This is a genomic window from Streptomyces vinaceus (assembly GCF_008704935.1).
In the GTDB taxonomy this organism is placed as follows: Bacteria; Actinomycetota; Actinomycetes; order Streptomycetales; family Streptomycetaceae; genus Streptomyces; species Streptomyces vinaceus.
On sequence record NZ_CP023692.1, the window covers coordinates 4083709 to 4106366 of the forward strand.

The 22658-nt window shown below is 72.7% G+C and carries 24 protein-coding genes, 1 tRNA gene and 1 pseudogene; 15 read left to right on the plus strand and 11 right to left on the minus strand.

The window, feature by feature from the left end; all coding sequences use genetic code 11:
* Positions 1-61 precede the first annotated feature (61 nt).
* The gene (locus tag CP980_RS35200; protein WP_165937307.1) at positions 62-214 is read right to left on the minus strand and encodes a hypothetical protein; all 153 of its coding nucleotides are present in this window, start codon (positions 212-214) and stop codon (positions 62-64) included.
* Positions 215-314: 100 nt separating this feature from the next.
* Positions 315-992, minus strand: coding sequence for a phosphate signaling complex protein PhoU (gene phoU, locus CP980_RS18395; RefSeq protein WP_053693399.1), 678 nt, complete (start codon positions 990-992; stop codon positions 315-317).
* A gap of 216 nt (positions 993-1208) precedes the next feature.
* On the opposite strand from phoU, the gene phoR reads away from it, so the two are divergent.
* From phoR to CP980_RS36845, 3 genes and pseudogenes are all read left to right on the plus strand, one after another.
* Complete coding sequence (gene phoR / locus CP980_RS18400; RefSeq protein ID WP_132757819.1) at positions 1209-2435, plus strand: two-component system sensor histidine kinase PhoR; 1227 nt, start codon at positions 1209-1211, stop codon at positions 2433-2435.
* A 61-nt stretch (positions 2436-2496) separates the two neighbouring features.
* Positions 2497-3168: a two-component system response regulator PhoP gene (gene phoP, locus CP980_RS18405; protein ID WP_466527820.1), complete on the plus strand. Its 672-nt coding sequence runs from the start codon at positions 2497-2499 to the stop codon at positions 3166-3168.
* A gap of 119 nt (positions 3169-3287) precedes the next feature.
* A pseudogene (locus tag CP980_RS36845) lies at positions 3288-3359 on the plus strand (DNA-binding response regulator); the annotation flags it as partial.
* Between the two features lie 94 nt (positions 3360-3453).
* Here the strand turns inward: CP980_RS36845 and CP980_RS18410 are convergent.
* Entirely contained in the window at positions 3454-4110 is a 657-nt protein-coding gene (locus tag CP980_RS18410; RefSeq protein ID WP_150528630.1) for a copper chaperone PCu(A)C domain-containing protein, read from the minus strand.
* A 672-nt stretch (positions 4111-4782) separates the two neighbouring features.
* On the opposite strand from CP980_RS18410, the gene CP980_RS18420 reads away from it, so the two are divergent.
* The 6 genes from CP980_RS18420 to CP980_RS18445 all read left to right on the plus strand — a co-directional run bounded on the left by CP980_RS18420 (position 4783) and on the right by CP980_RS18445 (position 11051).
* A complete protein-coding gene (locus CP980_RS18420) occupies positions 4783-5265 on the plus strand; it encodes a CarD family transcriptional regulator (protein WP_003953493.1) in 483 nt (160 codons plus the stop codon).
* Positions 5266-5520: 255 nt separating this feature from the next.
* The gene (gene ispD, locus CP980_RS18425) at positions 5521-6267 is read left to right on the plus strand and encodes a 2-C-methyl-D-erythritol 4-phosphate cytidylyltransferase (protein ID WP_150528631.1); all 747 of its coding nucleotides are present in this window, start codon (positions 5521-5523) and stop codon (positions 6265-6267) included.
* Entirely contained in the window at positions 6257-6766 is a 510-nt protein-coding gene (gene ispF, locus CP980_RS18430; protein ID WP_132757814.1) for a 2-C-methyl-D-erythritol 2,4-cyclodiphosphate synthase, read from the plus strand. The genes ispD and ispF overlap by 11 nt, the downstream gene beginning before the upstream one ends.
* An 87-nt stretch (positions 6767-6853) precedes the next feature.
* Positions 6854-8254 (plus strand): cysteine--tRNA ligase, encoded by a 1401-nt coding sequence (cysS, locus tag CP980_RS18435; RefSeq protein ID WP_132757812.1) that lies wholly within the window; start codon positions 6854-6856, stop codon positions 8252-8254.
* 104 nt (positions 8255-8358) lie between these two features.
* Positions 8359-9330 carry a 23S rRNA (guanosine(2251)-2'-O)-methyltransferase RlmB gene (rlmB, locus tag CP980_RS18440; protein WP_150528632.1) on the plus strand — a complete coding sequence of 324 codons (972 nt, stop codon included), beginning with the start codon at positions 8359-8361 and terminating at the stop codon, positions 9328-9330.
* 158 nt (positions 9331-9488) lie between these two features.
* Positions 9489-11051, plus strand: a complete 1563-nt coding sequence (locus CP980_RS18445; RefSeq protein ID WP_150528633.1) for a DoxX family protein — start codon at positions 9489-9491, stop codon at positions 11049-11051.
* 64 nt (positions 11052-11115) lie between these two features.
* On the opposite strand, the gene CP980_RS18450 is transcribed toward CP980_RS18445, so the two are convergent.
* From CP980_RS18450 to CP980_RS18460, 3 genes are all read right to left on the minus strand, one after another.
* Positions 11116-11895, minus strand: a complete 780-nt coding sequence (locus CP980_RS18450; protein ID WP_132757809.1) for a nucleotidyltransferase family protein — start codon at positions 11893-11895, stop codon at positions 11116-11118.
* A gap of 54 nt (positions 11896-11949) precedes the next feature.
* Positions 11950-12363, minus strand: coding sequence for a hypothetical protein (locus CP980_RS18455; RefSeq protein WP_132757807.1), 414 nt, complete (start codon positions 12361-12363; stop codon positions 11950-11952).
* 189 nt (positions 12364-12552) lie between these two features.
* Entirely contained in the window at positions 12553-13641 is a 1089-nt protein-coding gene (locus CP980_RS18460; protein WP_099891170.1) for an ABC transporter ATP-binding protein, read from the minus strand.
* 167 nt (positions 13642-13808) lie between these two features.
* Between CP980_RS18460 and CP980_RS18465 the strand changes: the two genes are divergently transcribed.
* Complete coding sequence (locus tag CP980_RS18465; RefSeq protein WP_150528634.1) at positions 13809-14480, plus strand: hypothetical protein; 672 nt, start codon at positions 13809-13811, stop codon at positions 14478-14480.
* Positions 14481-14524: 44 nt separating this feature from the next.
* Positions 14525-14599: transfer RNA gene (locus CP980_RS18470), tRNA-Thr, on the plus strand.
* A 44-nt stretch (positions 14600-14643) separates the two neighbouring features.
* Here CP980_RS18470 and CP980_RS18475 read toward each other — a convergent pair.
* Complete coding sequence (locus CP980_RS18475) at positions 14644-16026, minus strand: NAD(P)/FAD-dependent oxidoreductase (RefSeq protein ID WP_132757804.1); 1383 nt, start codon at positions 16024-16026, stop codon at positions 14644-14646.
* 287 nt (positions 16027-16313) lie between these two features.
* Here CP980_RS18475 and CP980_RS18480 point away from each other — a divergent pair, with 287 nt between their 5' ends.
* The 3 genes from CP980_RS18480 to CP980_RS18490 are packed head-to-tail and all read left to right on the plus strand — an operon-like array spanning position 16314 to position 18353.
* Entirely contained in the window at positions 16314-16931 is a 618-nt protein-coding gene (locus tag CP980_RS18480; RefSeq protein ID WP_167535850.1) for a DsbA family protein, read from the plus strand.
* A 5-nt stretch (positions 16932-16936) separates the two neighbouring features.
* The gene (locus CP980_RS18485) at positions 16937-17839 is read left to right on the plus strand and encodes an aminoglycoside phosphotransferase family protein (RefSeq protein WP_150528635.1); all 903 of its coding nucleotides are present in this window, start codon (positions 16937-16939) and stop codon (positions 17837-17839) included.
* 22 nt (positions 17840-17861) lie between these two features.
* Positions 17862-18353 (plus strand): GNAT family N-acetyltransferase, encoded by a 492-nt coding sequence (locus CP980_RS18490; RefSeq protein WP_099891179.1) that lies wholly within the window; start codon positions 17862-17864, stop codon positions 18351-18353.
* 36 nt (positions 18354-18389) lie between these two features.
* Here CP980_RS18490 and CP980_RS18495 read toward each other — a convergent pair whose 3' ends face one another.
* Both CP980_RS18495 and CP980_RS18500 read right to left on the minus strand, forming a co-directional pair.
* Positions 18390-18896, minus strand: coding sequence for an FBP domain-containing protein (locus tag CP980_RS18495; RefSeq protein WP_132757798.1), 507 nt, complete (start codon positions 18894-18896; stop codon positions 18390-18392).
* Positions 18897-18993: 97 nt separating this feature from the next.
* Entirely contained in the window at positions 18994-19998 is a 1005-nt protein-coding gene (locus CP980_RS18500; protein WP_150530261.1) for a zinc-binding dehydrogenase, read from the minus strand.
* A 98-nt stretch (positions 19999-20096) separates the two neighbouring features.
* Between CP980_RS18500 and CP980_RS18505 the strand changes: the two genes are divergently transcribed.
* The gene (locus tag CP980_RS18505) at positions 20097-20780 is read left to right on the plus strand and encodes a pentapeptide repeat-containing protein (protein WP_132757797.1); all 684 of its coding nucleotides are present in this window, start codon (positions 20097-20099) and stop codon (positions 20778-20780) included.
* A 46-nt stretch (positions 20781-20826) separates the two neighbouring features.
* Here CP980_RS18505 and CP980_RS18510 read toward each other — a convergent pair whose 3' ends face one another.
* A complete protein-coding gene (locus CP980_RS18510) occupies positions 20827-21330 on the minus strand; it encodes a hypothetical protein (protein ID WP_132757795.1) in 504 nt (167 codons plus the stop codon).
* An 82-nt stretch (positions 21331-21412) separates the two neighbouring features.
* A complete protein-coding gene (locus CP980_RS18515; RefSeq protein WP_150528636.1) occupies positions 21413-22564 on the minus strand; it encodes a M4 family metallopeptidase in 1152 nt (383 codons plus the stop codon).
* Positions 22565-22658 lie beyond the last annotated feature (94 nt).

Here is a 22658-nt window from a genome sequence, read left to right on the forward strand (position 1 = left end):
AGGGGGCCTCTCCTTGCTCCTGGTGCCGTGACGGCCGGGCCGCCGGGCCGGTTCGGCGGGGTCAGCCGCCGCACTGGCACGGCGCGCCGGACTGGCAGCCGCAGCCGCAGCCCGAACCGCAGCCGCAGGCCGCGAGCAGCGGGAGCCGCAGCGGTTCGGGCCGCGGCTGTGGCTGCTCGTGCTCCGGTGTGATGGGGACGGGGGAATCGGGCATGGATCCTCCTCGCAGGCGGCGTGCGTGGCGTCGTACTGCCTTCGCCCTCATTCATGCCCAGCCGTACGGGCGCGTCAACGGCGCACTGGAGCAGAACGGCTCAGACGCCGTCGACCACCGTCGGGGTCTGCAGCTCGTCCGCGTGCTCGCCCGTCACCAGGTAGACCACGCGCTTGGCCACCGACACCGCGTGGTCCGCGAAGCGCTCGTAGTAGCGGCCCAGCAGGGTCACGTCCACCGCGGTCTCGATGCCGTGCTTCCAGCGGTCGTCCATCAGGTGCTGGAAGAGCGTGCGGTGCAGCTGGTCCATCTCGTCGTCGTCCTGCTCCAGCTGGAGGGCCAGGTCGACGTCCTTCGTGATGATGACCTCGGCCGCCTTCGCCATCAGGCGCTGCGCCAGCTGCCCCATCTCCAGGATGGTGGCGTGCAGGTCCCGCGGTACGGCGGTGTCCGGGAAGCGCAGCCGCGCCAGCTTCGCCACGTGCTGGGCCAGGTCGCCCGAGCGCTCCAGGTCGGCGGACATGCGCAGCGAGGTCACCACGATGCGCAGGTCGGTGGCGACCGGCTGCTGGCGGGCCAGCAGTGCGATGGCGCGGGCCTCCAGGTCGTGCTGGAGGTCGTCCACCTTCTGGTCGGCGGCGATGACGCTCTCGGCGAGCTTCAGGTCGGCGTCGAGCATGGACGTCGTGGCCCGCCCGATCGCGGAACCGACGAGCCGGGCCATCTCGACCAGGCCCTCCCCGATCGAGTCCAGTTCCTCGTGGTACGCGTCGCGCATGGGTTGTCCCTCTCTTGCCTACTGCCTCTGCTGCCCGTGTGGGACGGGCCGGGGCGGCCTCGTGCCCCCACGTTGACACGGTGGGGCGCAAACGCGTCCGACTCCGGCATCACAAGTGAATCAACCCCGTCGCCACGGTGAACTCTGGGCGACGAGTGTTCGAGGTGCCACCCGAACGGCTGTGGAAGTGCCGTCGGGCCTGCTTAACCTTGAGGCATGGACGTGAACGCGGCGGTCGCCGCAGCTGCAGCGATCGCCGGTCTTTGCACCGGTGTGATCGCGATGCTGGCGTTCCGCTGGAGCGAGCGCGACCAAGCCCGCCCCACCCGGAGCTCCATGCGCCCCGACATCAACGCGGTGCTCCCGCCCGGCGTGGACACCGTCCTCTCCGTGCTCCGCTCCTCCGCCGTCGTGCTCGACGAGGGCGACGCGGTGGTCAAGGCCAGCTCGGCGGCGTACGCCCTCGGACTGGTGCGCGGCGGCAAACTGGCCGTCGAGCCCATGCTCCACATGGCCCGCGACACCCGCCGGGACGGGGAGATACGCCAGGTCGAGCTCGACCTGCCCCGGCGCGGCACCGGCCGCGGCGAGGCCCTCGCGGTCTCGGCGCGCGTCGCACCGCTCGGCTCGCGCCTGGTCCTGCTGCTGGTCGAGGACCTCACCGAGGCCCGTCGCATCGAGGCCGTACGGCGCGACTTCGTCGCGAACGTGTCGCACGAGCTGAAGACGCCGGTCGGCGCCATCTCCCTGCTGTCCGAGGCCGTCATGGACGCCGCGGACGACCCCGAGGCGGTCAGCCGCTTCGCCGGCCGCATGCAGATCGAGGCCACCCGCCTGATCAACCTCGTACAGGAGCTCATCGACCTCTCCCGGGTGCAGAACGACGACCCGCTGGAGGACGCGGAGCCCGTACGGGTGGACACGCTCGTGGCCGAGGCCATCGACCGCTGCCGCCACACGGCGTCCTCCAAGCAGATCACCATGGCCGCGGGCGGCACCGCCGACCTGCGCGTCTGGGGCAACCGCGGCCAGCTCGCGGCGGCCCTCGGGAACCTGGTCGAGAACGCCGTCAACTACAGCCCCGCCCGCACCCGCGTCGGCATAGCCGGACGCAGGGTCGCGGCACCCGGGGGAGACTTGATCGAGATCGCCGTGACCGACCAGGGCATCGGCATCCCGGAAAAGGACCGCGAGCGCATCTTCGAGCGCTTCTACCGCGTGGACCCGGCCCGCTCCCGTGCCACGGGAGGAACCGGCCTCGGCCTTGCGATCGTGAAGCACGTAGCGGCCTCACACGGCGGGGAGGTGTCCGTATGGAGCTCCGAGGGTCAGGGCTCCACGTTCACCCTGCGCCTGCCGGAAGCAGCCGCTCCGGCACCCGCACCCGCGGCCGCCCCGGCCGCGGAGCCCGCCCCCGCATCAAGCCACCCCACCCCTGCCTGAACCACGCGCCCCAAAGAACCACGCCAGCCATTCCTGCCCCGGAGGTCCTTCCGTGACCCGAGTGCTCGTCGTCGAGGATGAGGAATCCTTCAGCGACGCCCTGTCCTACATGCTCCGCAAGGAGGGCTTCGAGGTCGCCATCGCCGCGACCGGGCCCGACGGGCTCGACGAGTTCGAGCGCAACGGCGCCGACCTCGTCCTCCTCGACCTGATGCTGCCCGGCCTGCCCGGCACGGAGGTCTGCCGGCAGCTGCGCGGCCGCTCCAACGTGCCCGTCATCATGGTGACGGCCAAGGACAGCGAGATCGACAAGGTCGTCGGGCTGGAGATAGGAGCCGACGACTACGTCACCAAGCCCTTCTCCTCGCGGGAGCTGGTCGCCCGCATCCGCGCGGTCCTGCGCCGCCGCGGCGAGCCGGAGGAGGTCACGCCGGCCGCGCTGGAGGCCGGCCCCGTACGGATGGACGTCGACCGCCACGTGGTCACCGTCGCCGGCGCCAAGGTGGACCTCCCGCTGAAGGAGTTCGACCTGCTGGAGATGCTGCTGCGCAACGCGGGCCGCGTGCTGACGCGCATGCAGCTGATCGACCGGGTCTGGGGCGCCGACTACGTCGGCGACACCAAGACCCTGGACGTCCACGTCAAGCGCCTGCGCGCCAAGATCGAGCCGGACCCGGGTGCCCCGCGCTACCTGGTCACGGTCCGCGGCCTGGGCTACAAGTTCGAGCCGTAAGCCGCGGGCGTCGGCGCAGTGCTCCCGACCGGCCACGGCCGGTCGGAGGCCGGCCCAGGGGCCCGAAGCCCGGGAGGCCCTCCAGGGCCGAGCGGCGCGAGGGGCGCACGTGGGAGGGGATCGAGCCGGACCCGGGCGCCCCGCGCTACCTGGTCACGGTCCGCGGCCTGGGCTACAAATTCGAGCCGTAAGCCGCCGTGACGCGCCCCGCCTGACGTAGGCGGGTGTACGAAAGGGCCCCGGCCGCTGCTGCGGACGGGGCCCTTCGTACGTTGCGGCGCGGGCTCAGTGGCCGGCGCTGGGCGAGGGGGAGCCCGACGGGGAGCCCGAAGCGGAGCCCGAGGGGGTCGTGGCCGGGGAGCCGGACGGGCTGCCCGAGGGGGTGCCGGAGGGGCTGCCCGACGGCGTGGCGCCGGGGGCGGCCACCGGGGCCTCGGTCGGGCCGAAGCCGGCGTACATGCCGGTGCCCGGGACGACGAAGGCGGCGATCTCCACGTCACCCGCGTTGCTCAGCTGGAACACGAGCGGCTGCGCGTTGCCCTTCTGCACGGCCTCGCCGCCCTCGATCACGGCGGAGGCGTTGCCCTTGCCGCCCAGGACGATCGAGCCGCCGGCCGGCACGGTGACCTTGGAAGCGCCCTCGGCGGGCTTCAGGGTGACCTTGGCGCCCTTGCCACCCACGAGGGTGATGGCGTCAAGGGTCTGCGGCTTGATGCCGGTGTTGAAGAGCGTCGCGGAGACGGCGGCCGGGCCCTTCTCCTTCTCGCCCTGAGTGATCACCAGAGCGTTCTGGATCTTGATGTTGCCCTTGGTGACGGCGGCGTTGTCCGGCTTGATCTGGAGCGTTTCCGCGTGGTTGCCTGCACCGCAAGCGGCCAGCGAGGCGATCGAGAACACGATGGCGGTGGCGGCGAGGGCGCCGCGTCGAAGGCTGCGGCTCACGGCGGCGGCATCTCCTTGGACGTACGGAACGGAAGGGTGGGCAGTCTCGGAGCGGCCGAGGTAAAGCCGCCCTAAGGGTGTGTCAGCGCGCTTAGGTTACCGAGCCGCCGCCCCGCCCCCGCACCCGACCCTCCGCAGCGCACGGGCCACCCTGGCCCGGCCCCGCGATCTTGCATTCGGCCCGACCTTCGCCCGACCTTCGCCCCGACCTCCGGCCCGGCCTTCGGCGTGCGCTTCGGCCCGCCCTTCCGCTCCGGACTTCCCGCGCCGTTCATCCGCCGATCATGTGCCGCCCGCATATCGCCCGCACGGTGCCCGGTGATCAATTCCGGGATTCCTTCGAACGCCCCTCCGTGATCAATTCCGGATTGGGCCTGAACCGCTCCGTACGAGTGGTCGCCAGTCGAACGGAGTAGTTCGGTTTCCCGGCTTCGAAACCGGCAAAACGGGACGTACATCACACCTCTGCGGCCGGTGGCCGGGTGTAGCTTGGCCGTTTCGCCCGGTCCGCACAGCACCTCCGACCTGCGAATACCCCCCTCCGGAACCCCTTCGCAGCACGATCCCGGCGTTGTTGTCAAGCCCTGAGATGGGCCCTGACCTGCGAAAACGCCATTCATAACAGTCGGTTCTCGTGTTACCCTGGATAGCCACGGAAGGGGTACCTGTCACATGACGTTCAAGGTTGGCGACACCGTGGTCTATCCCCATCACGGGGCCGCGCTGATCGAGGCCATCGAAACTCGCCAGATCAAAGGCGTGGACAAGACCTACTTGGTGCTCAAGGTCGCCCAGGGCGACCTGACGGTTCGTGTGCCTGCGGACAATGCGGAGTTCGTCGGCGTTCGCGACGTAGTCGGCCAGGACGGGCTGGACCGGGTCTTCGAGGTGCTTCGTGCACCGTATGCCGAAGAGCCGACGAACTGGTCCCGGCGCTACAAGGCAAATCTGGAGAAGCTCGCTTCTGGCGATGTCATCAAGGTCGCCGAAGTGGTGCGTGACCTGTGGCGTCGTGAGCGTGAGCGCGGGCTTTCCGCGGGCGAGAAGCGCATGCTCGCGAAGGCGCGCCAGATCCTGGTGAGCGAGCTCGCGCTCGCTGAGAACACCAACGAGGACAAGGCCGAGGCCCTCCTCGACGAGGTTCTCGCGTCCTGACGCGAAAGCTTCACACAGTTGTGCCGCGGTGCCCGATGACTGGCCCTCTCCTCCACGAGAGGGCTGTTGCCGGGCGCTGCGGCATGTCTGTACCCACACCTTGCTGCACTTTTTCCCACCGGCGTGCCGGGTCCTGAAGCCTGCCCGACCAGCCTGCTCGACCGGTCGTCACGGAAAGGGCGAGGGCGTCGCACCCGGCACCCTTCAGGCCATACCCATGTCGGCCGAAGTCACAAACCTGGCTCGGAGCTACTGATGTCTGACGAATCGCGCCCCCACCGCACCGCCGCGGTGATCCCGGCCGCCGGCCGCGGGGTACGCCTCGGCCCCGGTGCCCCCAAGGCCCTCCGGGCCATCGGCGGCACCCCCATGCTCATCCACGCGATCCGCGCGATGGCCCGCTCCCGGGCCGTCTCCCTCGTGGTGGTCGTGGCCCCGTCCGACGGCGCCGCCGAGGTGCGCCGGCTCGTCGACGAGCACACGCTGCCCGACCGGACCGAGATCCTGGTCGTCCCCGGCGGCGAGACCCGCCAGGACTCCGTACGCGCCGGCCTCGCCGCGCTCCCCGCGGACATCACCTCCGTCCTCATCCACGACGCGGCCCGCCCGCTCGTCCCCGTGGACACCGTCGACTCCGTCGTCGAGGCCGTACGCGACGGTTCGCCCGCCGTGGTGCCGGCGCTGCCGCTGGCCGACACCGTCAAGGAGGTCGAGCCCGGCGAGCCCGGCGAGGCCGAGCCGGTCGTGGCCACCCCCGAGCGCGCCCGGCTGCGCGCCGTACAGACCCCGCAGGGCTTCGACCTCGCGACCCTCGTACGGGCGCACGAGGCCATCGCCGTCAACGGCGAGGGCGCCACCGACGACGCCGGAATGGTGGAACAGCTCGGCATCACCGTCATGGTGGTCCCCGGCCACGAAGAGGCCTTCAAGGTCACCCGCCCGCTCGACCTGGTCCTCGCCGAGGCCGTACTCGCCCGCAGGAGGGCCACCGATGCCTACTAGCCCCAGCGGTTCCGCCGCCCCCCTGATCCCGCTCGTCGGGATCGGCACCGACGTGCACGCCTTCGAGGCCGGGCGCGAGCTGTGGTGCGCCGGGCTGCTCTGGGAGGGCGAGGACGGCCTCGCCGGCCACTCCGACGGCGACGTCGCCGCCCACGCCGCCTGCGACGCCCTGTTCTCCGCCGCCGGCGTCGGCGACCTCGGCGCCCACTTCGGCACCTCCCGCCCCGAGTGGTCCGGCGCCGCCGGGGTCACCCTCCTGGCGGAGGCCGCCCGCATCGTCCGCGCCGAGGGCTTCGAGATCGGCAACATCGCCATCCAGGTGATCGGCGTGCGCCCGAAGATCGGCAAGCGGCGCGAGGAAGCCCAGAAGACCCTGGCCGCGGCCGCCGGAGCCCCCGTCTCCGTCTCCGGCACCACCACCGACGGCCTCGGCCTCACCGGCCGCGCCGAAGGCCTCGCCGCCATCGCCACCGCACTGGTGTACCGGACGAATCCGTAGTCCCGGGGACACCTCTTCCGCAACAAAGCACCCCCGCGCCCCGAAAGGGTCGCGGGGCACTGCTACAGGCCCACTACCCTGGATGCCGTGACTATTCGCCTGTACGACACCAGCGCCCGGCAGATCCGCGACTTCACCCCGCTCGTCCCGGGCTGCGTCTCGATCTACCTCTGCGGCGCCACCGTCCAGGCGGCCCCGCACATCGGGCACGTCCGCTCCTACCTGAACTTCGACATCGCGCGCCGCTGGTTCACCTACCGCGGCCTCGACGTCACCTTCATCCGCAACGTCACCGACATCGACGACAAGATCATCACGAAGGCCGAGGACCAGGGCCGCCCGTGGTGGTCCATCGGCTACGAGAACGAGCGCGCCTTCAACGACGGCTACGACGCGCTGGGCTGCCTCCCGCCCACGTACGAGCCGCGCGCCACCGGCCACGTGCCCGAGATGATCGAGATGATGCGCGGGCTCATCGAGCGCGGCCACGCGTACGAGGCCGACGGCAGCGTCTACTTCGACGTGCGCTCCTTCCCGGGCTACCTGGAGCTGTCGAACCAGAGCATCGACGACCTGCGCCAGCCCGCCGAGGAAGGCATCACCGGCAAGCGCGACCCGCGCGACTTCGCCATGTGGAAGGCCTCCAAGCCCGGCGAGCCCGACTGGGAGACCCCGTGGGGCCGCGGCCGTCCCGGCTGGCACCTCGAATGCTCCGCGATGGCGCACAAGTACCTCGGCAGCGCCTTCGACATCCACGGCGGCGGCCTCGACCTGATCTTCCCGCACCACGAGAACGAGATCGCCCAGGCCAAGGCCTTCGGCGACGAGTTCGCCCGGTACTGGCTCCACAACGCCTGGGTCACCATGTCCGGCGAGAAGATGTCCAAGTCCCTGGGCAACTCGGTGCTCGTCTCCGAGATGGTCAAGGCCTGGCGCCCGATCGTCCTGCGCTACTACCTCGGCACCCCGCACTACCGCTCGATGATCGAGTACAGCGAGGAGGCGCTGCGCGAGGCCGAGTCGGCCTTCGCGCGGATCGAGGGGTTCTACCAGCGCGTCATCGAGAAGGCCGGCAAGACCGTCGACCCGGCCGCCGAGGTCCCGCCCGCCTTCGCCGAGGCCATGGACGACGACTTGGGCGTCCCGCAGGCGCTGGCCATCGTCCACACCACGGTCCGCCAGGGCAACAGCGCCCTCGCCGCCGACGACAAGGACGCCGCCATCGCCCGGCTCTCCGAGGTGCGGGCCATGCTCGGCGTCCTCGGCCTGGACCCCCTCGACCCGCACTGGGCCGGGGAGTCCGACCGCGGCGAGGACCTCCACGGCGCCGTCGACACCCTCGTACGCCTCGTCCTGGAGCAGCGCGAGTCCGCCCGCGCCCGCAAGGACTGGGCGACCGCCGACGCCATCCGCGACCAGCTCCAGCAGTCGGGCCTGGTCATCGAGGACAGCCCCACCGGACCGCGCTGGTCGCTCGGCCCGCGCTGAGCGCGCGCGGCCGCCCGGAGCAGTCCGACTGTGCCGCCCGGCCTCCCGGGCGGCACACTCTTCATACGTACATATCGCAGCATCAACGAAAACAGGTAGAGGTCATGGCCGGGAACAGCCAGCGCAGGAACCGCCGCACGTCCAACAAGAAGGGCGCCACGGTCGGCAGCGGTGGCCAGCGGCGCAAGGGCCTGGAAGGAAAGGGCCCCACGCCCAAGGCCGAGGACCGCAAGAAGCACAAGGCGAACCGCATCGCCAATGCCATGGCCCGCCAGGCCGCCAAGCGCCGCCCGGCCCCGCGCCGCGGCGGCCCCAAGGGCACCAGCGAGATGGTCGTCGGCCGCAACCCGGTCTTCGAGGCGCTGCGCGACGGCGTCCCCGCCACCACCCTCTACGTCCAGCAGTTCATCGACAACGACGAGCGCGTCCGCGAGGCCCTCCAGCTCGCCGGCGAGCGCGGCACCATCAACCTGATGGAAGCCCCGCGCCCCGAGCTCGACCGCATGACCAACGGGCTCAACCACCAGGGCCTGGTCCTCCAGGTCCCGCCGTACGAGTACGCGCACCCCGAGGACCTCACCTCCGCCGCGTACGACGAGGGCGACGACCCGCTGATCGTCGCCCTCGACGGGGTCACCGACCCCCGCAACCTCGGCGCGATCGTCCGCTCCGTCTCCGCCTTCGGCGGCCACGGCGTGGTCATCCCCGAGCGCCGCGCGGCCGGCATGACCGCCGGTGCCTGGAAGAGCTCGGCCGGCACCGCCGCCCGCACCCCCGTCTCCCGCGTCACCAACCTGACCCGCGCCCTCCAGGACTTCAAGAAGGCCGGCATCGCCATCGTCGGCCTCGCCGCCGAGGGCACGCACGAGGTGCAGGACCTGGAGGCGCTCGGCGGCCCGGTCGTCATCGTCGTCGGCTCCGAGGGCAAGGGCCTCGGCCGCCTCGTCGGCGAGAACTGCGACTACCTCGTCCGCATCCCCATGCCGGGCGGCGCCGAGTCGCTGAACGCCGGTGTCGCCGCGGGCGTCGTGCTCTACGAGGCGGCTCGCCGCCGGGCCACCCGCGGCCGCGTCTGACCCCCGGGCGGCCCCGCCGCCTTGATCCACTTGGCTCAGGGAACGTGACCCGTGAGCGTGCCACCCCGCCCCTTTCGGGCGGGGTGGCTTGATCTTGACGGGTCTCGGACACATCCCTGCTGTCAAGGCAGTGTCCTAAACACTGATCACTCGGTTAGATGAGTGTGGACACCAGAACGTCAGGGTTCGACGACCAGCCCGCGCTGAGCATGGTCAAGGTGCCGTGCGACCCCGCACAGGTCATCGTCAACCACGCCAGCTTCCGCGTGCGGCTCGCACCGAGCCCGAGCGCGCGTTCCAAGCCCGCGAACGCCCCCGGCCGCGTGCCCGTCCTCGGCGGCGCCGCGGTCGCCGCCGCTGCCGGCGCCGGCCGCCGCCGGGCCCCCGTCGTCTGGAGCGGCAAGTCCGCCCCCGGCGACACCGCCGCCATGGGCGGACTCCTCCAGGCCGTCCGCGAACACGGGCGCGGGTACGATGAGTTCGACGGCGGCGCCACCCAGACCATCCCCCGCGTCGACCTCGCGCACGACCTCGCCGAGGACACGCTGGCCACGCCGACCGTCATCGGCCAGCGCACGTACGGCGACCCGGACGAGACCCGCCGGCTGACCCCCGTACGCGACCACCCCCACGGCCCCCGGTACGCGGGCGGCGGCGGCCCGTACGACGGCCCCGGCGGCGGCAGCGCCGCCGACACCCGCCGCGCCCCCGCCGACACCCGCGGACAGGCCTCCTACTACCCCGGCCGCCGGATGAACCTCGGCGTCGTGCTGCTCCCGCTGCGCGTCTTCCTCGGCTTCATCTGCATCTACGCCGGCATGGGCAAGCTGTGCGACCCCGTCTACTTCGACGGCGGCGAACGCGGCTCCATGGTCACCTGGCTGCGCACCCTCCACCCCTGGGCGCTCGCCGAACCCCTGCGTGACTTCGCCCTCGCCCACCCCGTCGGGGCCGGGCTCAGCGTGGCCTTCCTCCAGGTCATCGTCGGCGTGCTGACCGTCCTCGGCCTGTGGCAGCGGTTCGCCGCCTGCATCGGCGCCCTGCTGTCCGCCGCCCTCCTGATGACGGTCAGCTGGAAGACCGTCCCCGCGTACGACGCCCCCGACATCATCTACCTCGCCGCCTGGAGCCCGCTGATCATCGCCGGCGCCCCCGTCTACTCCCTCGACGGGCGCCTCGCCGGCGAGGCCTGGCGGACCCTCGGACCGCGCTCCGAGATCTGGCGGCTGCGCCGGCGCGTCCTGCGCCGCGGAACCATCATGGCCACCCTCGTGTGCGGACTCACCCTGCTCATCGGCTCGCTCCTCGGCGGCGCCGTCCGCTCCACCACCGTGGTCACCGTTCCCGGGCCCGGCCAGGCCCCCAGCAACTACCTGCCCGGCTCCCCGCTCCCGCAGCCCCCCTCCGGCAAGCAGCAGCGGCCCCAGCAGCAGCCCGCCACCCAGCAGCCCTCCAAGCCGGCCGAACCCACCGCCAGCGCCTCGGCGCCCGCGGCCAAGTCCAGCCGCGGGAACACCGGTTCCACCGCCAAGCAGAGCGCCGGAACCGGTTCGCAGTCCCCGGCCGCCACCCGCGGCTCGGGCAGCGGCTCGAACTCGGGCGTCCCGCCCAGGCAGTCCACCCCGAAGCCCCCGTCCTCCAGCTCCGGCAGCGGAGGCGGCAGCGGCGGCGGGGACACGGCCCCGAAGAAGCCCGGACTGGTCGGCGGCCTCCTCGGCTGACGCCGGTACGAACGCAAGAGGGGCCCGGCGCGCACGCTGCGCGCCGGGCCCCTCTTCCGTGGGCTCAGGAGCCGCTCTGGGCGGCCAACTCCCGCGCCGCCTCGGTCAGGTCCTTCGCCGTGTCGATCGCCCGCCAGTAGGCCCCCTGCGGCAGCGGGAAGCCCGCCAGCCGCCGCTCCCGGGCCAGCCGCGGGAACGTCGTACGCTCGTGGTCGCCCAAGTCCGGCAGCAGCGCGGCGAATTCGGGGCCGAAGACGTACACCCCCGCGTTGATCAGGTACGGCGAGGGCGGCGACTCGATGAAGTCCAGCACCTGCCCGAACTCGTTGGTCTCCACCGCCCCCCACGGGATCCGCGGCCGGGCGAGCGCCAGCGTCGCCGTCGCCCCCCGCTCGGCGTGGAACTCCGCCATCTCGCGCAGCGAGAACCGCGTCCAGATGTCCCCGTTCGTCGCGTACCACGGCCGGTCCGCGTACGGCAGGTGGCGGGCCGCGTACTTCAGCCCGCCCCCGCGCCCCAGCGGCTCCTCCTCCACCACCGTGGTCACCCGCAGCGGCAGGTCCGCCTCCGCCAGCCAGTCCTGGAGCACCTCCGCGAGGTGCCCGCACGAGATCACGGCGTCCGTCACCCCCTCGGCCGCCAGCCAGGCCAGCTGGTGCCCGATGATCGGCACCCCGGTCCCCGGGATCTCCACCATCGGCTTCGGCCGGTCGTCCGTATACGGACGCAGCCGCGAACCCTGGCCCCCCGCCAGTACGACCGCCTGAACGGGCGCCTGAGCGGGGGAGGCCGGGTACGCGGCCGCGGAAACGGAGGAGCGGGACTCGGGGGGTGCGTCGGTCATGGCCGCCAGGGTAGGGGCCCCGGTACGGACGGGGACGGCGACGCCCGGCGGCCGTCAGCCCATCGAGGCGACGCCGGTCGCGTACGAGGTGTCGCACACGGGACGCGCGAAGGACTGCGCCTTCGTCGGGCCGTACACGTCGACGGCGGCCCGGCCCAGCGCCCGCGCGATCCCCACGCAGTGCTCGGCCAGCGACGGACGCCGGTCCACCTCCTGCTGGAGGTGCGTCAGGACGTCACCAGGCGTCTCGCCCTGCTGGAGCTCGCCCAGCAGCTTGTCGCGCAGCACGTCCTGTGCGGCGCGCGGCTTCGCGGGGACGGAGACGTCCTCGGCGGACGCGGTCAGGATCTGGGAGGGCGTGTTGTCGGCCCAGGGGACCATGGTGACCGCGAGGGTCCCGGACAGGACCAGGACGACGGGCAGGACCAGGGCGAGGGAACGGCCGATACGGCGGGCAGAGTGGGTCACGAGGGCGAGAGTAGCGCTCGGTGAAGATTTGGCGACATTTAGTCACCCGGTCGGGGGATGGTTCGACGTGGCTTTTCGATTTAAGGGTTGACGACCGGGGTCGAATGGCCCGGTCTGCCCCGGATGCCCGGCGGGGGCGCCCCTCCCTCGGGAGGAACGCCCCTGTCCGTGCCTGCTCTTGGCGGCGGGTCAGCCGGAGAGCCGCTCGCCCGACGAGGTCGAGAAGACGTGGATCTCGCCGGCCCGCGGCACCACGTGCAGCGTCGAGCCCTTCTCCGGCACCTGGCGGCCGCCCACGCGCACCACGATGTCCTGCGCGCCCTCGGCCTCCGTGGTGCGGCCGTACACGTAGCCGTCGGCGCCGAGCTCCTCGACGACGTTGACCGTGATGGTCAGGCCGCCCTCGGTACCGATGTCGAAGTGCTCGGGGCGCACGCCGACGGTGACGGTGCGGTCGCCCGCGTCCGCGGCGGCGGACAGCGCCTCGCGCGACACCGGGACCACGCTGTCGCCGAACTTCACGCCGCCGTCGGCGATCGGGACCTCGACCAGGTTCATGGCCGGGGAGCCGATGAAGCCGGCGACGAACAGGTTCGCCGGGCGGTCGTACATGTTGCGCGGGGTGTCGACCTGCTGGAGCAGACCGTCCTTGAGGACCGCCACGCGGTCGCCCATCGTCATGGCCTCGACCTGGTCGTGGGTGACGTAGACGGTGGTGATCCCGAGGTCGCGCTGGAGCGCGGCGATCTGGGTACGGGTGGACACGCGGAGCTTCGCGTCGAGGTTCGACAGCGGCTCGTCCATGAGGAACACCTGCGGCTTGCGGACGATGGCGCGGCCCATGGCGACGCGCTGGCGCTGGCCGCCGGAGAGCGCCTTCGGCTTGCGGTCGAGGTACTGGGTGAGGTCCAGCATCTTCGCCGCGTCCTCGACCTTCCTGCGGATGGTCGCCTTGTCCTCGCCGGCGATCTTGAGCGCGAAGCCCATGTTGTCGGCGACGGTCATGTGCGGGTAGAGCGCGTAGTTCTGGAACACCATCGCGATGTCCCGGTCCTTGGGCGGCAGGTGCGTGACGTCGCGGTCGCCGATGCGGATGGCGCCGCCGTTGACGTCCTCCAGGCCGGCGAGCATGCGCAGCGAGGTGGACTTGCCGCAGCCGGAGGGGCCGACGAGGACGAGGAACTCGCCGTCCTCGATGTGCAGCTCCAGCTCGTCGACGGCGGGCTTGTCGCCGCCGGGGTACAGCCGGGTCGCCTTGTCGAAAGTGACAGAAGCCATGGTGGTGAATCCCTTCTACCGGCAGGAACGTGCCGGACGATCCGAGTGGAAGGTCTAGTCCAGCAAGCCGGACTCCGCCCGACGCTACCCCGCGACTCCCCGTCCTGTCAGCACCCCGCCGGCCGTGACTTCCGCCTCTGTCAGTGGCGTCTGCTTGGCTGCGCCCCATGAACGTCCACGACCTGATCCGGGCGCTGCCCGACATCCCCACCCTCCGCAGCCGCTGCCGAGCCATGGCGGCACTGGAGTTGCTGATCGGCGGGAACACCGAGTACGGCTACTTCTCGTACGCCCCGATGTGGGCGCCGGGGGTCGAGGCCGCGCTGATGGACGACGGCTCGGGAGGCGAGTACGCCGTCGTCTTCACGGCGGACGGGGCGTTCGGGCGCGGATTCGACCACGAGTCCCCGATGAGCCCGTGGGGTGACGAAGACATCGCACTGTGGCCCGGCCTGGTGGACACCGTGCCGGAGGTCTTCCGGCCGTGGGTGACGGAGCCCGCCTTCTGCGCCGAGGAGGGCGTGCTCCAGGCGACGGTGGTGTTCTGGCGCGAGACGTCCGACACCGCGTGGCGGGCCGGCGAGGTGGAGATCCCCGTGGGTGCCACCGACGGCGCCGGGCGCCTCTTCGCCGTCCTTGCGGCGGGCACCTCGGAGGGCTACCGCGCCTTCGCCGAGGACTACTACGAGACCGCCCTCGACCCGGCGGCGATCGAGCACGTCTGGAACCTCCGACCCCTGACGGAGACCGTCGTGAAGGCCCTCGACCCCGACCTCACCCCCGCCCGGGCGGCCGCCGCGGTCGCCCTGATCGGGTACCCCGGGGGCGGGACAACGTGATGGCCCGGGGGATGGGGCGCTGTGTAAAGTGAGGGCGGTTACGCGCCTCCTTAGCTCAGTCCGGCCAGAGCAACGCACTTGTAATGCGTAGGTCGTCGGTTCGAATCCGACAGGGGGCTCCGCGGGAAGCCCGGCTCAGACCCGTCTGAGCCGGGCTTCCGTGTCAGTGGCGGCCTGAGATGCGGTCGGCCAGGCGGGCCAGGGGGGTCGTCCGCGGGGTGTGGGTCGCCGTCTCGTGGCGGTCCGCCTCGCGGTAGGCCGCGTAGAGGGCCTGGACGCCGAGCCAGCGGAAGGGCTCCGGCTCCCAGCGGCGCACCCGGTGGTCGACCCAGGGGAGGGTGGTCAGGTCCGAGGTCTCGCCGAGGACCAGGTCGCGCAGGGTGCGGGCCGCGAGGTTCGAGGTGGCGACGCCCGAGCCCACGTAACCGCCCGCCCAGCCGAGGCCCGTCGTGCGGTCCAGGGTGACCGTGGCGCACCAGTCGCGGGGGACGCCGAGGACGCCCGACCAGGCGTGGGTGATCTCCACTCCCGTGAGGGCCGGGAAGAAGGAGGTCAGGAGCGCGGTCAGGGAATCGATCGTCGACTGCTGCGTGGTGCCGTCCGTGTCCGTGCGGGAGCCGAAGCGGTACGGGACGCCGCGGCCGCCGATCGCGATGCGGTCGTCCGCGGTGCGCTGGGCGTACATGTAGGCGTGGGCCATGTCGCCGAGGGTGAAGGCGTCCGACCAGCCGATGCGGGACCAGACCTCGGGCGGCAGCGGGGCCGTGGCGATCATCGAGGAGTTCATCGGGAGCCACGAGCGCTTCTGGCCCTTGAGGGCGGCGGTGAAGCCCTCCGTGCAGCGCAGGACGTACGGGGCGCGGACGGTTCCGTACGGGGTGATGGCCCGGCGGGGGGCGATTTCGGTGACGGGCGTGGATTCGTGGATGACCACGCCGAGGCGTTCGCAGGCGGCGGCCAGGCCCTTGACCAGCTTGAGGGGGTGGATGCGGGCGCCGTGCGGGGTCCAGGTGGAGCCGACGGCGTCGGCGACGTCGACGCGGGCGCGGGTGTCGGTGGCGTCGTAGAGCTCGCGGTCGCTCTCGCCGAAGGCGAGTTCGGCGGCGTGGAAGGCCCTCAGACGGCTCAGCTGGGCGGGGGTGCGGGCGACTTCGAGGACGCCGCCGCGGTGGATGTCGGCGTCGATGGACTCCTTGGCGGCGGTGTCGATGACCTCGGTGACGGTGTCGTTCATGGCCCGCTGGAGGCGGAGCGCGGCGTGGTGGCCGTGGAGTTGGGCGTAGCGGTCGCGGCCGGCGATGCCGTTGTAGAGCCACCCGCCGTTGCGGCCGGAGGCCCCGTAGCCGCAGAACTTCTGCTCCAGGACGGTGACGCGCAGGTCGGGGGCGGCGGTCTTGAGGTAGTACGCGGTCCACAGGCCGGTGTAGCCGCCGCCGACGATGACGACGTCGGCCGTGGCGTGGCCGGTGAGGGGGGCGCGGGGTGGCCGGTGGGTGGCCGTCTGATCCGTCGCGTACCAGAAGGAGATGCCGCCGTTGATCGTCATGGGGAGTTGGTACAGGGCGTGGTGGAGGGGTGTCCAGGTACCGGATGTCGGGTTTCGGGGTGGCGGAGGTGGCCGTTTGGCCGATGTGCGGGGGTGGTGGGGTCCGTAGGGTGCCGGTGGGGGGTTTGTGCCGGTTGAGAGAGGTTTGGTTGATGGTGGGCGTGCGGAGGGCAGGGCGTGTCGTCGGGGTGGTCGTGGCGGCGGCTCTGTGCGGTGGAGCGGTGGCCGGGTGCGGAGCGGGGGCGGGACCGGGGGTGGGCTCCGGTTCGGGCGCGGCCGGGGCGGTCGTGCGGACGAGTCCGGTCGCGGGCCGGTTGGCGGACCTGCCGGCCCGGGTCGACGGGCCGAAGATCGTCGTCGGGGATCCTGGGGCGCCGCGTACGGCGCAGGTGCTGGTGGATCCGCGGTGCGGCTACTGCGCGAAGTTCGAGGGCGCGGGCGGCGAGGTGCTGCTGGAGCTGGCCGCGGAGGGCAAGGTCAAGGTCGAGTACCTGCTGGCGTCGTTCCTGGACGGGGGCGGAGGCGGGGACGGTGTGGGGGCGAGCGGTTCGGTCCGGGCCGTGAACGCGCTGCGGGCGTCGGTGGAGGCGGGGAAGTTCGCGGAGTACCAGGCGGCGGTGTTCGCGAGCCAGCCGAAGGGGAGGTTCACGGACGGGCACCTGCTGGCGATCGCCGCGGCGGTGCCGGGGCTGCGCGGGGAGGCGTTCGACCGGGCGGTGGCGGAGCAGACGTACAAGGGGTGGGTCGGCGAGGCGGAGGAGGCGTTCGAGGCGACGGGGGCGCAGGGGACGCCGATGGTGCGGGTGGACGGCCGGCCGGTGGGGGCGAAGGACGGGGCGATGTTCGACGCGGCGGCGTTCGCGAAGGCGTTGGAGGGCGTCGGCATCGGCGGCGCGGCAGCCTAGTTTCCATGGTGGAGATTCCGGACGGGCTGGTGCGGGCGCAGATCGGGTACGAAGGGGACGGGGGGCGGGAGTTCATCGCCGGGCTGCCCGCGCGGGCGGCGGAGTTCCTGGAGCGGTGGGACCTTCGGCGTACCGGGCCCGGGATGCACGGGATGACGGCCCTGGTGCTGCCCGTGGAGCGGGCGGACGGGTCGGCGGCCGTGCTGAAGCTGGGGCGGGTGGACGAGGAGAGCGCGGGGGAGCCGCTCGCGCTGCGCGCGTGGGACGGGCGGGGCTGCGTACGGCTGTGGGAGCACGATGCGGCGACCGGCGCGCTGCTGCTGGAGCGGCTGGACGAGCGGCGGCCGCTGTCGGCGCTGGCGGAGCGCGAGCCGCGGCAGGCGGTACGGGTGGTGGGGGAGCTGCTGGTGCGGCTGACGGGGGTGCGGGCCCCGGCCGGGGTGCGGGGGCTCGGGGGTGTGGCGGCGGGAATGCTGGAGTCCGTACCGGCGGCGCTGGAGCGGGTGGTGGCCGGGCGGGCGCGGGGGCTGGTGGCGGACTGCGCGGCGGCGCTGGCGGAGGTGGCGGGCGAGCCGGGGGACCGGCTGCTGCACTGGGACCTGCACTACGGCAATGTGCTGGCGGGCGGCGGGGGCGGCCGCGGGCCGTGGCTGGCGATCGATCCGAAGCCGCTCGCGGGTGATCCGGGTTTCGAGCTGCTGCCGGCGATCCGGAACGAGTTCGCGGCGGACGAGGTGCGGTGGCGGTTCGACGCGCTGACGGGGGCGTTGGGCCTGGACCGGGAGCGGGCCCGGGCGTGGACGCTGGGACGGGTGCTGCAGAACGTCCTGTGGGACGTGGCGGAGGGGGAGTCGGAGCCGGAAGAGGAGCAACTGCTGGTGGCGGAGGCCCTGCTGGGTCGGCGGTGACGGCACCCCCTAGCATGCGGGCATGATCCGGAGTGCTGTCGTCGAAGACGTTCCCTTCATCCACGCCATGATCCGCGAGCTGGCGGAGTACGAGAAGGTGCCGCACGAGGCGCGGGCCACGCCGGAGCAGTTGCGGGAGGCGCTGTTCGGGGAGCGGCCGGCGGCGTTCGCGCACATCGCGCAGACGGAGGACGGGGAGGCCGTCGGGTTCTCGGTGTGGTTCCTGAACTTCTCGACCTGGCGCGGGGTGCACGGGATCTACCTGGAGGACCTGTACGTACGCCCGGACGCGCGCGGCGGCGGGTACGGGAAGGCGCTGCTGGCGGAGCTGGCGCGGATCTGTGTGGAGCGCGGGTACGAGCGCCTGGAGTGGGCGGTGCTGAAGTGGAACGCTCCGACGATCGCGTTCTACGAGGCGTTGGGGGCGCGGCCGCAGGACGAGTGGTCGGTGTACCGGCTGACGGACGAGCCGTTGAAGCGGCTGGGTGCGCCGCGGGGCCCGGCGCGGGACTGAGGCCGCTGCGCCGGGCCGGTGGCGCCCCGGGGCGGGTCAGGCCGCCGTGATCTTCGCCGTGAAGGAGTCGAGGTTCGCGCGGGTGCGCTCGATCTTCTCGGGGAGCGTCAGGGTCTCCTCGTACTGGCCGGCGCGCAGCTTCGGCTGGCGCTTGCCCCGGACGTAGAGGGAGCAGGCGAGGTCGGAGCAGAGGTAGATGCCGATCGTGTTGCCCTCGCGGCCGCGGGCCCCGGCGAGGGGGGCGACCAGGAGGGAGACGCCGGAGGCGGCGTGGCCGGTGAGGCAGATCTGGCAGACGCTGGACTTGAGGGCGCTGGTGCGGCTCGTGCCCGGGACGCGCAGGGTGATGCCGACGGGGGTGCCGTCGGAGTCCTGGTGCACGAGGTGGGCGCGCAGCGGGGCGCCGGGGTCGACCCAGCCGAGGAAGTCGAGGTCTTCCCAGGGGAGTTCGCTGAAGTCCAGCGGGAGCTTGAGGCGTGCGGCCTCGCCCTTCGTGCAGTTCACGAAGGAGGAACGGATCTGTTTTTCGGTGAGCGGGTCCACGTGGGTGGACGGTACGTGGGGATACGGGCCGCTGTCATCCGATATTGCCGGCGGGGCCGGTGCCGGGGCCGGTGCCGGGGGCCGGGGCCGGGGCGTCTCAGGGTTCGAGGACGACCTTGCCCGTGGTGGCGCGGGTCTCCAGGTCGTGGTGGGCGGCGGCCGCTTCGGCGAGCGGGTAGCGCTGGAGGGCGGGCCGGAGCCGGCCGGCGGCGGCTTCGGCGAGGGCGAGGGTTTCGAGGTGGCGCATGGGGTCGTCGCCGCCGCCGGCCGCCGCGGCGCGCCGGAGCATGGCGGGGCCGAGGACGTTCTCGGTGGTGACGCGGCGGGCGGCCAGGCGGGCGCGGTCGGCGTCGGTGAGGGGGACGGGTCCGGCGGACCAGCCGAAGACGAGGTGGCGGCCGCCGGGGGCGAGGAGGTCGAGGGCGGCGCGGGCGGTGGTGCCGCCGACGGAGTCGAAGAGGACGGTGGCGCCGGCCGGGTGGGCTGCGCGTACGGCGTCCGGCCAGCCGGGGGCGGTGTAGTCGAGGGCGAGGTGGGCGCCGTTCGCGGCGGCGAGGGCGGTTTTGGCGGGGCCGCCGGCGAGGGCGATGACGGTGGCGCCGGCGTTCCGGGCGTACTGGACGAGCAGGGTGCCGATGCCGCCCGCGGCGGCGGGGACCAGGACGGTGGAGTCCGGGCCGAGGTCGGCGAACTGGAGGATCCCGAGGGTGGTGCGGCCGGTGCCGATCATGGCGACGGCCTGGGCGGGGTCGAGGCCGGACGGTACGGGGTGCAGGCGGTCGGCGGCGGCGACGGCGTACTCGGCGTAGCCTCCGGGCGCGAAGCCGAGGTGGACGACGACCTGCCGGCCGAGCCAGGCGGGGTCGGTGCCGGGGCCGAGGGCGTCGACGGTGCCGGCGACCTCGCGGCCGGGGACGGTGGGGAGCTCGGGGAGGGTGTGGGCGGGGCCCGGCACGCCTTGGCGCAGGGCGGTGTCGAGGAGGTGGACTCCGGCGGCGGCCACGGCGATGCGGACCTGGCCGGGGGCGGGTACGGGGATGCCGGTGCGTTCGAGGGTGAGGTTCCCGGCGGGGCCGAAGGCGTGGAGGCGGATGGCGCGCATGGTCTGCGAGGTGTCCATGGCGACAGGCTCCGACCTCAAGCGCGGTTGAGGTCAAGGGGCTGCGGGCCGTTGTCAGTGGGGCGGGGGACGATGGGGGGATGGCGCGCAAGGATCAGCAGGGGCAGCGGGAGACGGTGAGGGCGGCGCGGCGGCCGGAGGTGCGGCTGCCGGAGCTGACCGCGTGGGAGGGCGGTGAGCTGGAGCCGGACGGGGACTACGACGGGCTGGACTTCGCCGACCTGGACTTCGCGGGGCAGGAGGGCGTCGGGGCCCGGTTCATGGACTGCGCGCTGCGGCGGTGCGCGCTGGACGAGGCGGGGCTGGCGAAGGCCCGGATCCTGGACTCGGTGCTGGAGGGGGTCCGGGGGGTGGGGACGGATCTGTCCGGGGCCTCGCTGCGGGACGTGGAGGTGGTGGAGGCCCGGCTCGGCGGTGTGCAGCTGCACGGGGCGGTGCTGGAGCGGGTGGTGTTCCGCGGGGGCAAGATCGACTATCTGAACCTGCGCAAGGCCCGGCTCAGGGACGTGGTCTTCGACGGGTGCGTGCTGGTGGAGGCGGACTTCGCGGGCGCGGTGCTGGAGCGGGTGGAGTTGCCCGGGTGCGCGCTGCGGGGGGCCGACTTCACGGGGGCGCGGATGACGGACGTGGACCTGCGGGGGGCCGCGGAGCTGGGCATCGCGCGCGGGGTGGAGGCGCTGGCCGGTGCGGTGATCAGCCCGCCCCAGCTCTTCGACCTGGCCCCGGCCCTGGCGGCGCAGCTGGGGCTGCGCGTCCTGTCGTAGCCGCGCGTCCTGGCGTAGCCGCCCGGCCCGATCGGGAGGGCCCGGCCTACGCCGGGACGCGGGGGAAGCGGGACTGGAGGGTCCAGATGGTGGGGTTGTCGGCCAGGGTGTCGTGCATGTCGGTCAGGTCCGCGATCAGGTCGTGCAGGAAGTCGCGGGCCTCGCGGCGCAGCAGGCGGTGGCTGAAGGTCAGCGGTTCCTCCTCCGCCGGCATCCAGTCGGCCTCGATGTCCACCCAGCCGAAGCGGCGCTCGAAGAGCATGCGGTCGGCGGACTCGGTGAAGTCGAGTTCGGCGTACTGCCGGTGGGCGGAGCGGCTGCCGCGTGGATCCCGGTCGAGCTGCTCGACGATGTCGCACAGCGCCCACGCGAAGTCCAGTACGGGAACCCATCCCCAGGCTGTGGACACTTCCCGGTCCTTGACGGTGTCCGCGAGGTAGACGTCCCCGCAGAACAGGTCGTGGCGCAGGGAGTGGACGTCCGCCGAGCGGTAGTCGGTCTGCGGAGGGTCCGGGAAGCGCCGGGAGAGGGAGTAGCCGATGTCGAGCACGTACCCGATGGTGTCACGGGTGCGGCCCGGCGGTGTTACCGGTGTGCGGCCGTGTACGGCCCTCCCCGTCCCGGCGGTGGGGTCAGCGGACGTTGACGGCCGCCCAGGCCGCGGCGACGCGGCCGTATTCGGCGCTCGACGGGCCGTAGAGGTCGGCGGCGGCCATGAGGGTGGCGCTGCGGGCGCGGGCGTAGTTGGTGGTGGAGTTCATGTACGTGCTCAGGGCCCGGTACCAGATGCGGACGGCCTTGTCCCGGCCGATGCCGAGCAGCTTCGAGCCGTCGTAGGTGGGGGAGTCGTAGGCGATCTTGTTGATCACCTTGGGGCCGCTGCCCTCGGCGAGGAGGTAGAAGAAGTGCCGGGCGGGCCCGGAGGCGGCGTACGGGTCCAGGGTGCCGATGTCGCGTGACCAGTAGTCGCAGGAGTGGCCGTCGAGGCTGGGGTGGTCCATGCGGCGCAGGGGGCCGCTGGTGAAGACGCGTTCGCCGATGAAGTAGTCGCCGACGTCGGCGGGGTTGTCGGCGAAGAACTCGATGGCGGTGCCGAGGATGTCGGCGCTGCCCTCGTTCAGGCCGCCGGGTTCGCCCGCGGAGCCGAGGCCCGCGGTGGAGGCGATCACGCCGTGGGTGAGCTCGTGGCCGGCGATGTCGAGGGTGGCGAGGGTCTTGCCGGTGACGGGGTCGTCGCCGTAGTTGGCGCAGAAGCAGCTCGGGTCGAAGAAGGCGTTGGGGTAGTTGCTGCCGTAGTGCACGCGGGAGGTGATGCCGGTGCCGTCGCCGCGGATGCCGTTGCGGCCGAGGACGCCCTTGTAGAAGTCCCAGGTGACGGCGGTGGCGTAGTGGGCGTCCACGCCGGCGGACTGGCGGTCGGCGGGGGCGCCGGCGCCGCCCCAGTCGTTGTCGGGGTCGGTGAAGAGGGTGCCGCCGCCGGTCTGGTTCATGGCGTCGAGGGTGCGCTGGTCACCGCGGCCGGGGTCGCGGAGCTGGTAGGCGCTGCCGGTGAAGTAGGTGCCGAGGGGGACGGTGCCGGAGTGCTGGCTGTGGCCCGTGCCGGTGGCGGCGGGGCCGGGGCCGACTCCGGTTCCGGTCGCGATCACGGCGCCGGCGCCGGCGGCTCCGTACGGGGTCTCGGCCGCGGCCGTCGCCGGGGCGGTCACCGCCGTGGCCGTCAGGGCGGCGGCCGCTCCGAGGAGGAGGGCGAGGCGGGTGCGGCGAGAGGACGTGGGGTGGGTCACTCGGGCTCCTTCGCGGTGGCCGGGGTGGCGGCGCGAGAGAGCGTGACAGGGCGCGGGCCGTCTTTGGCAGGTCTACGACAAGGATTCCCGCGGA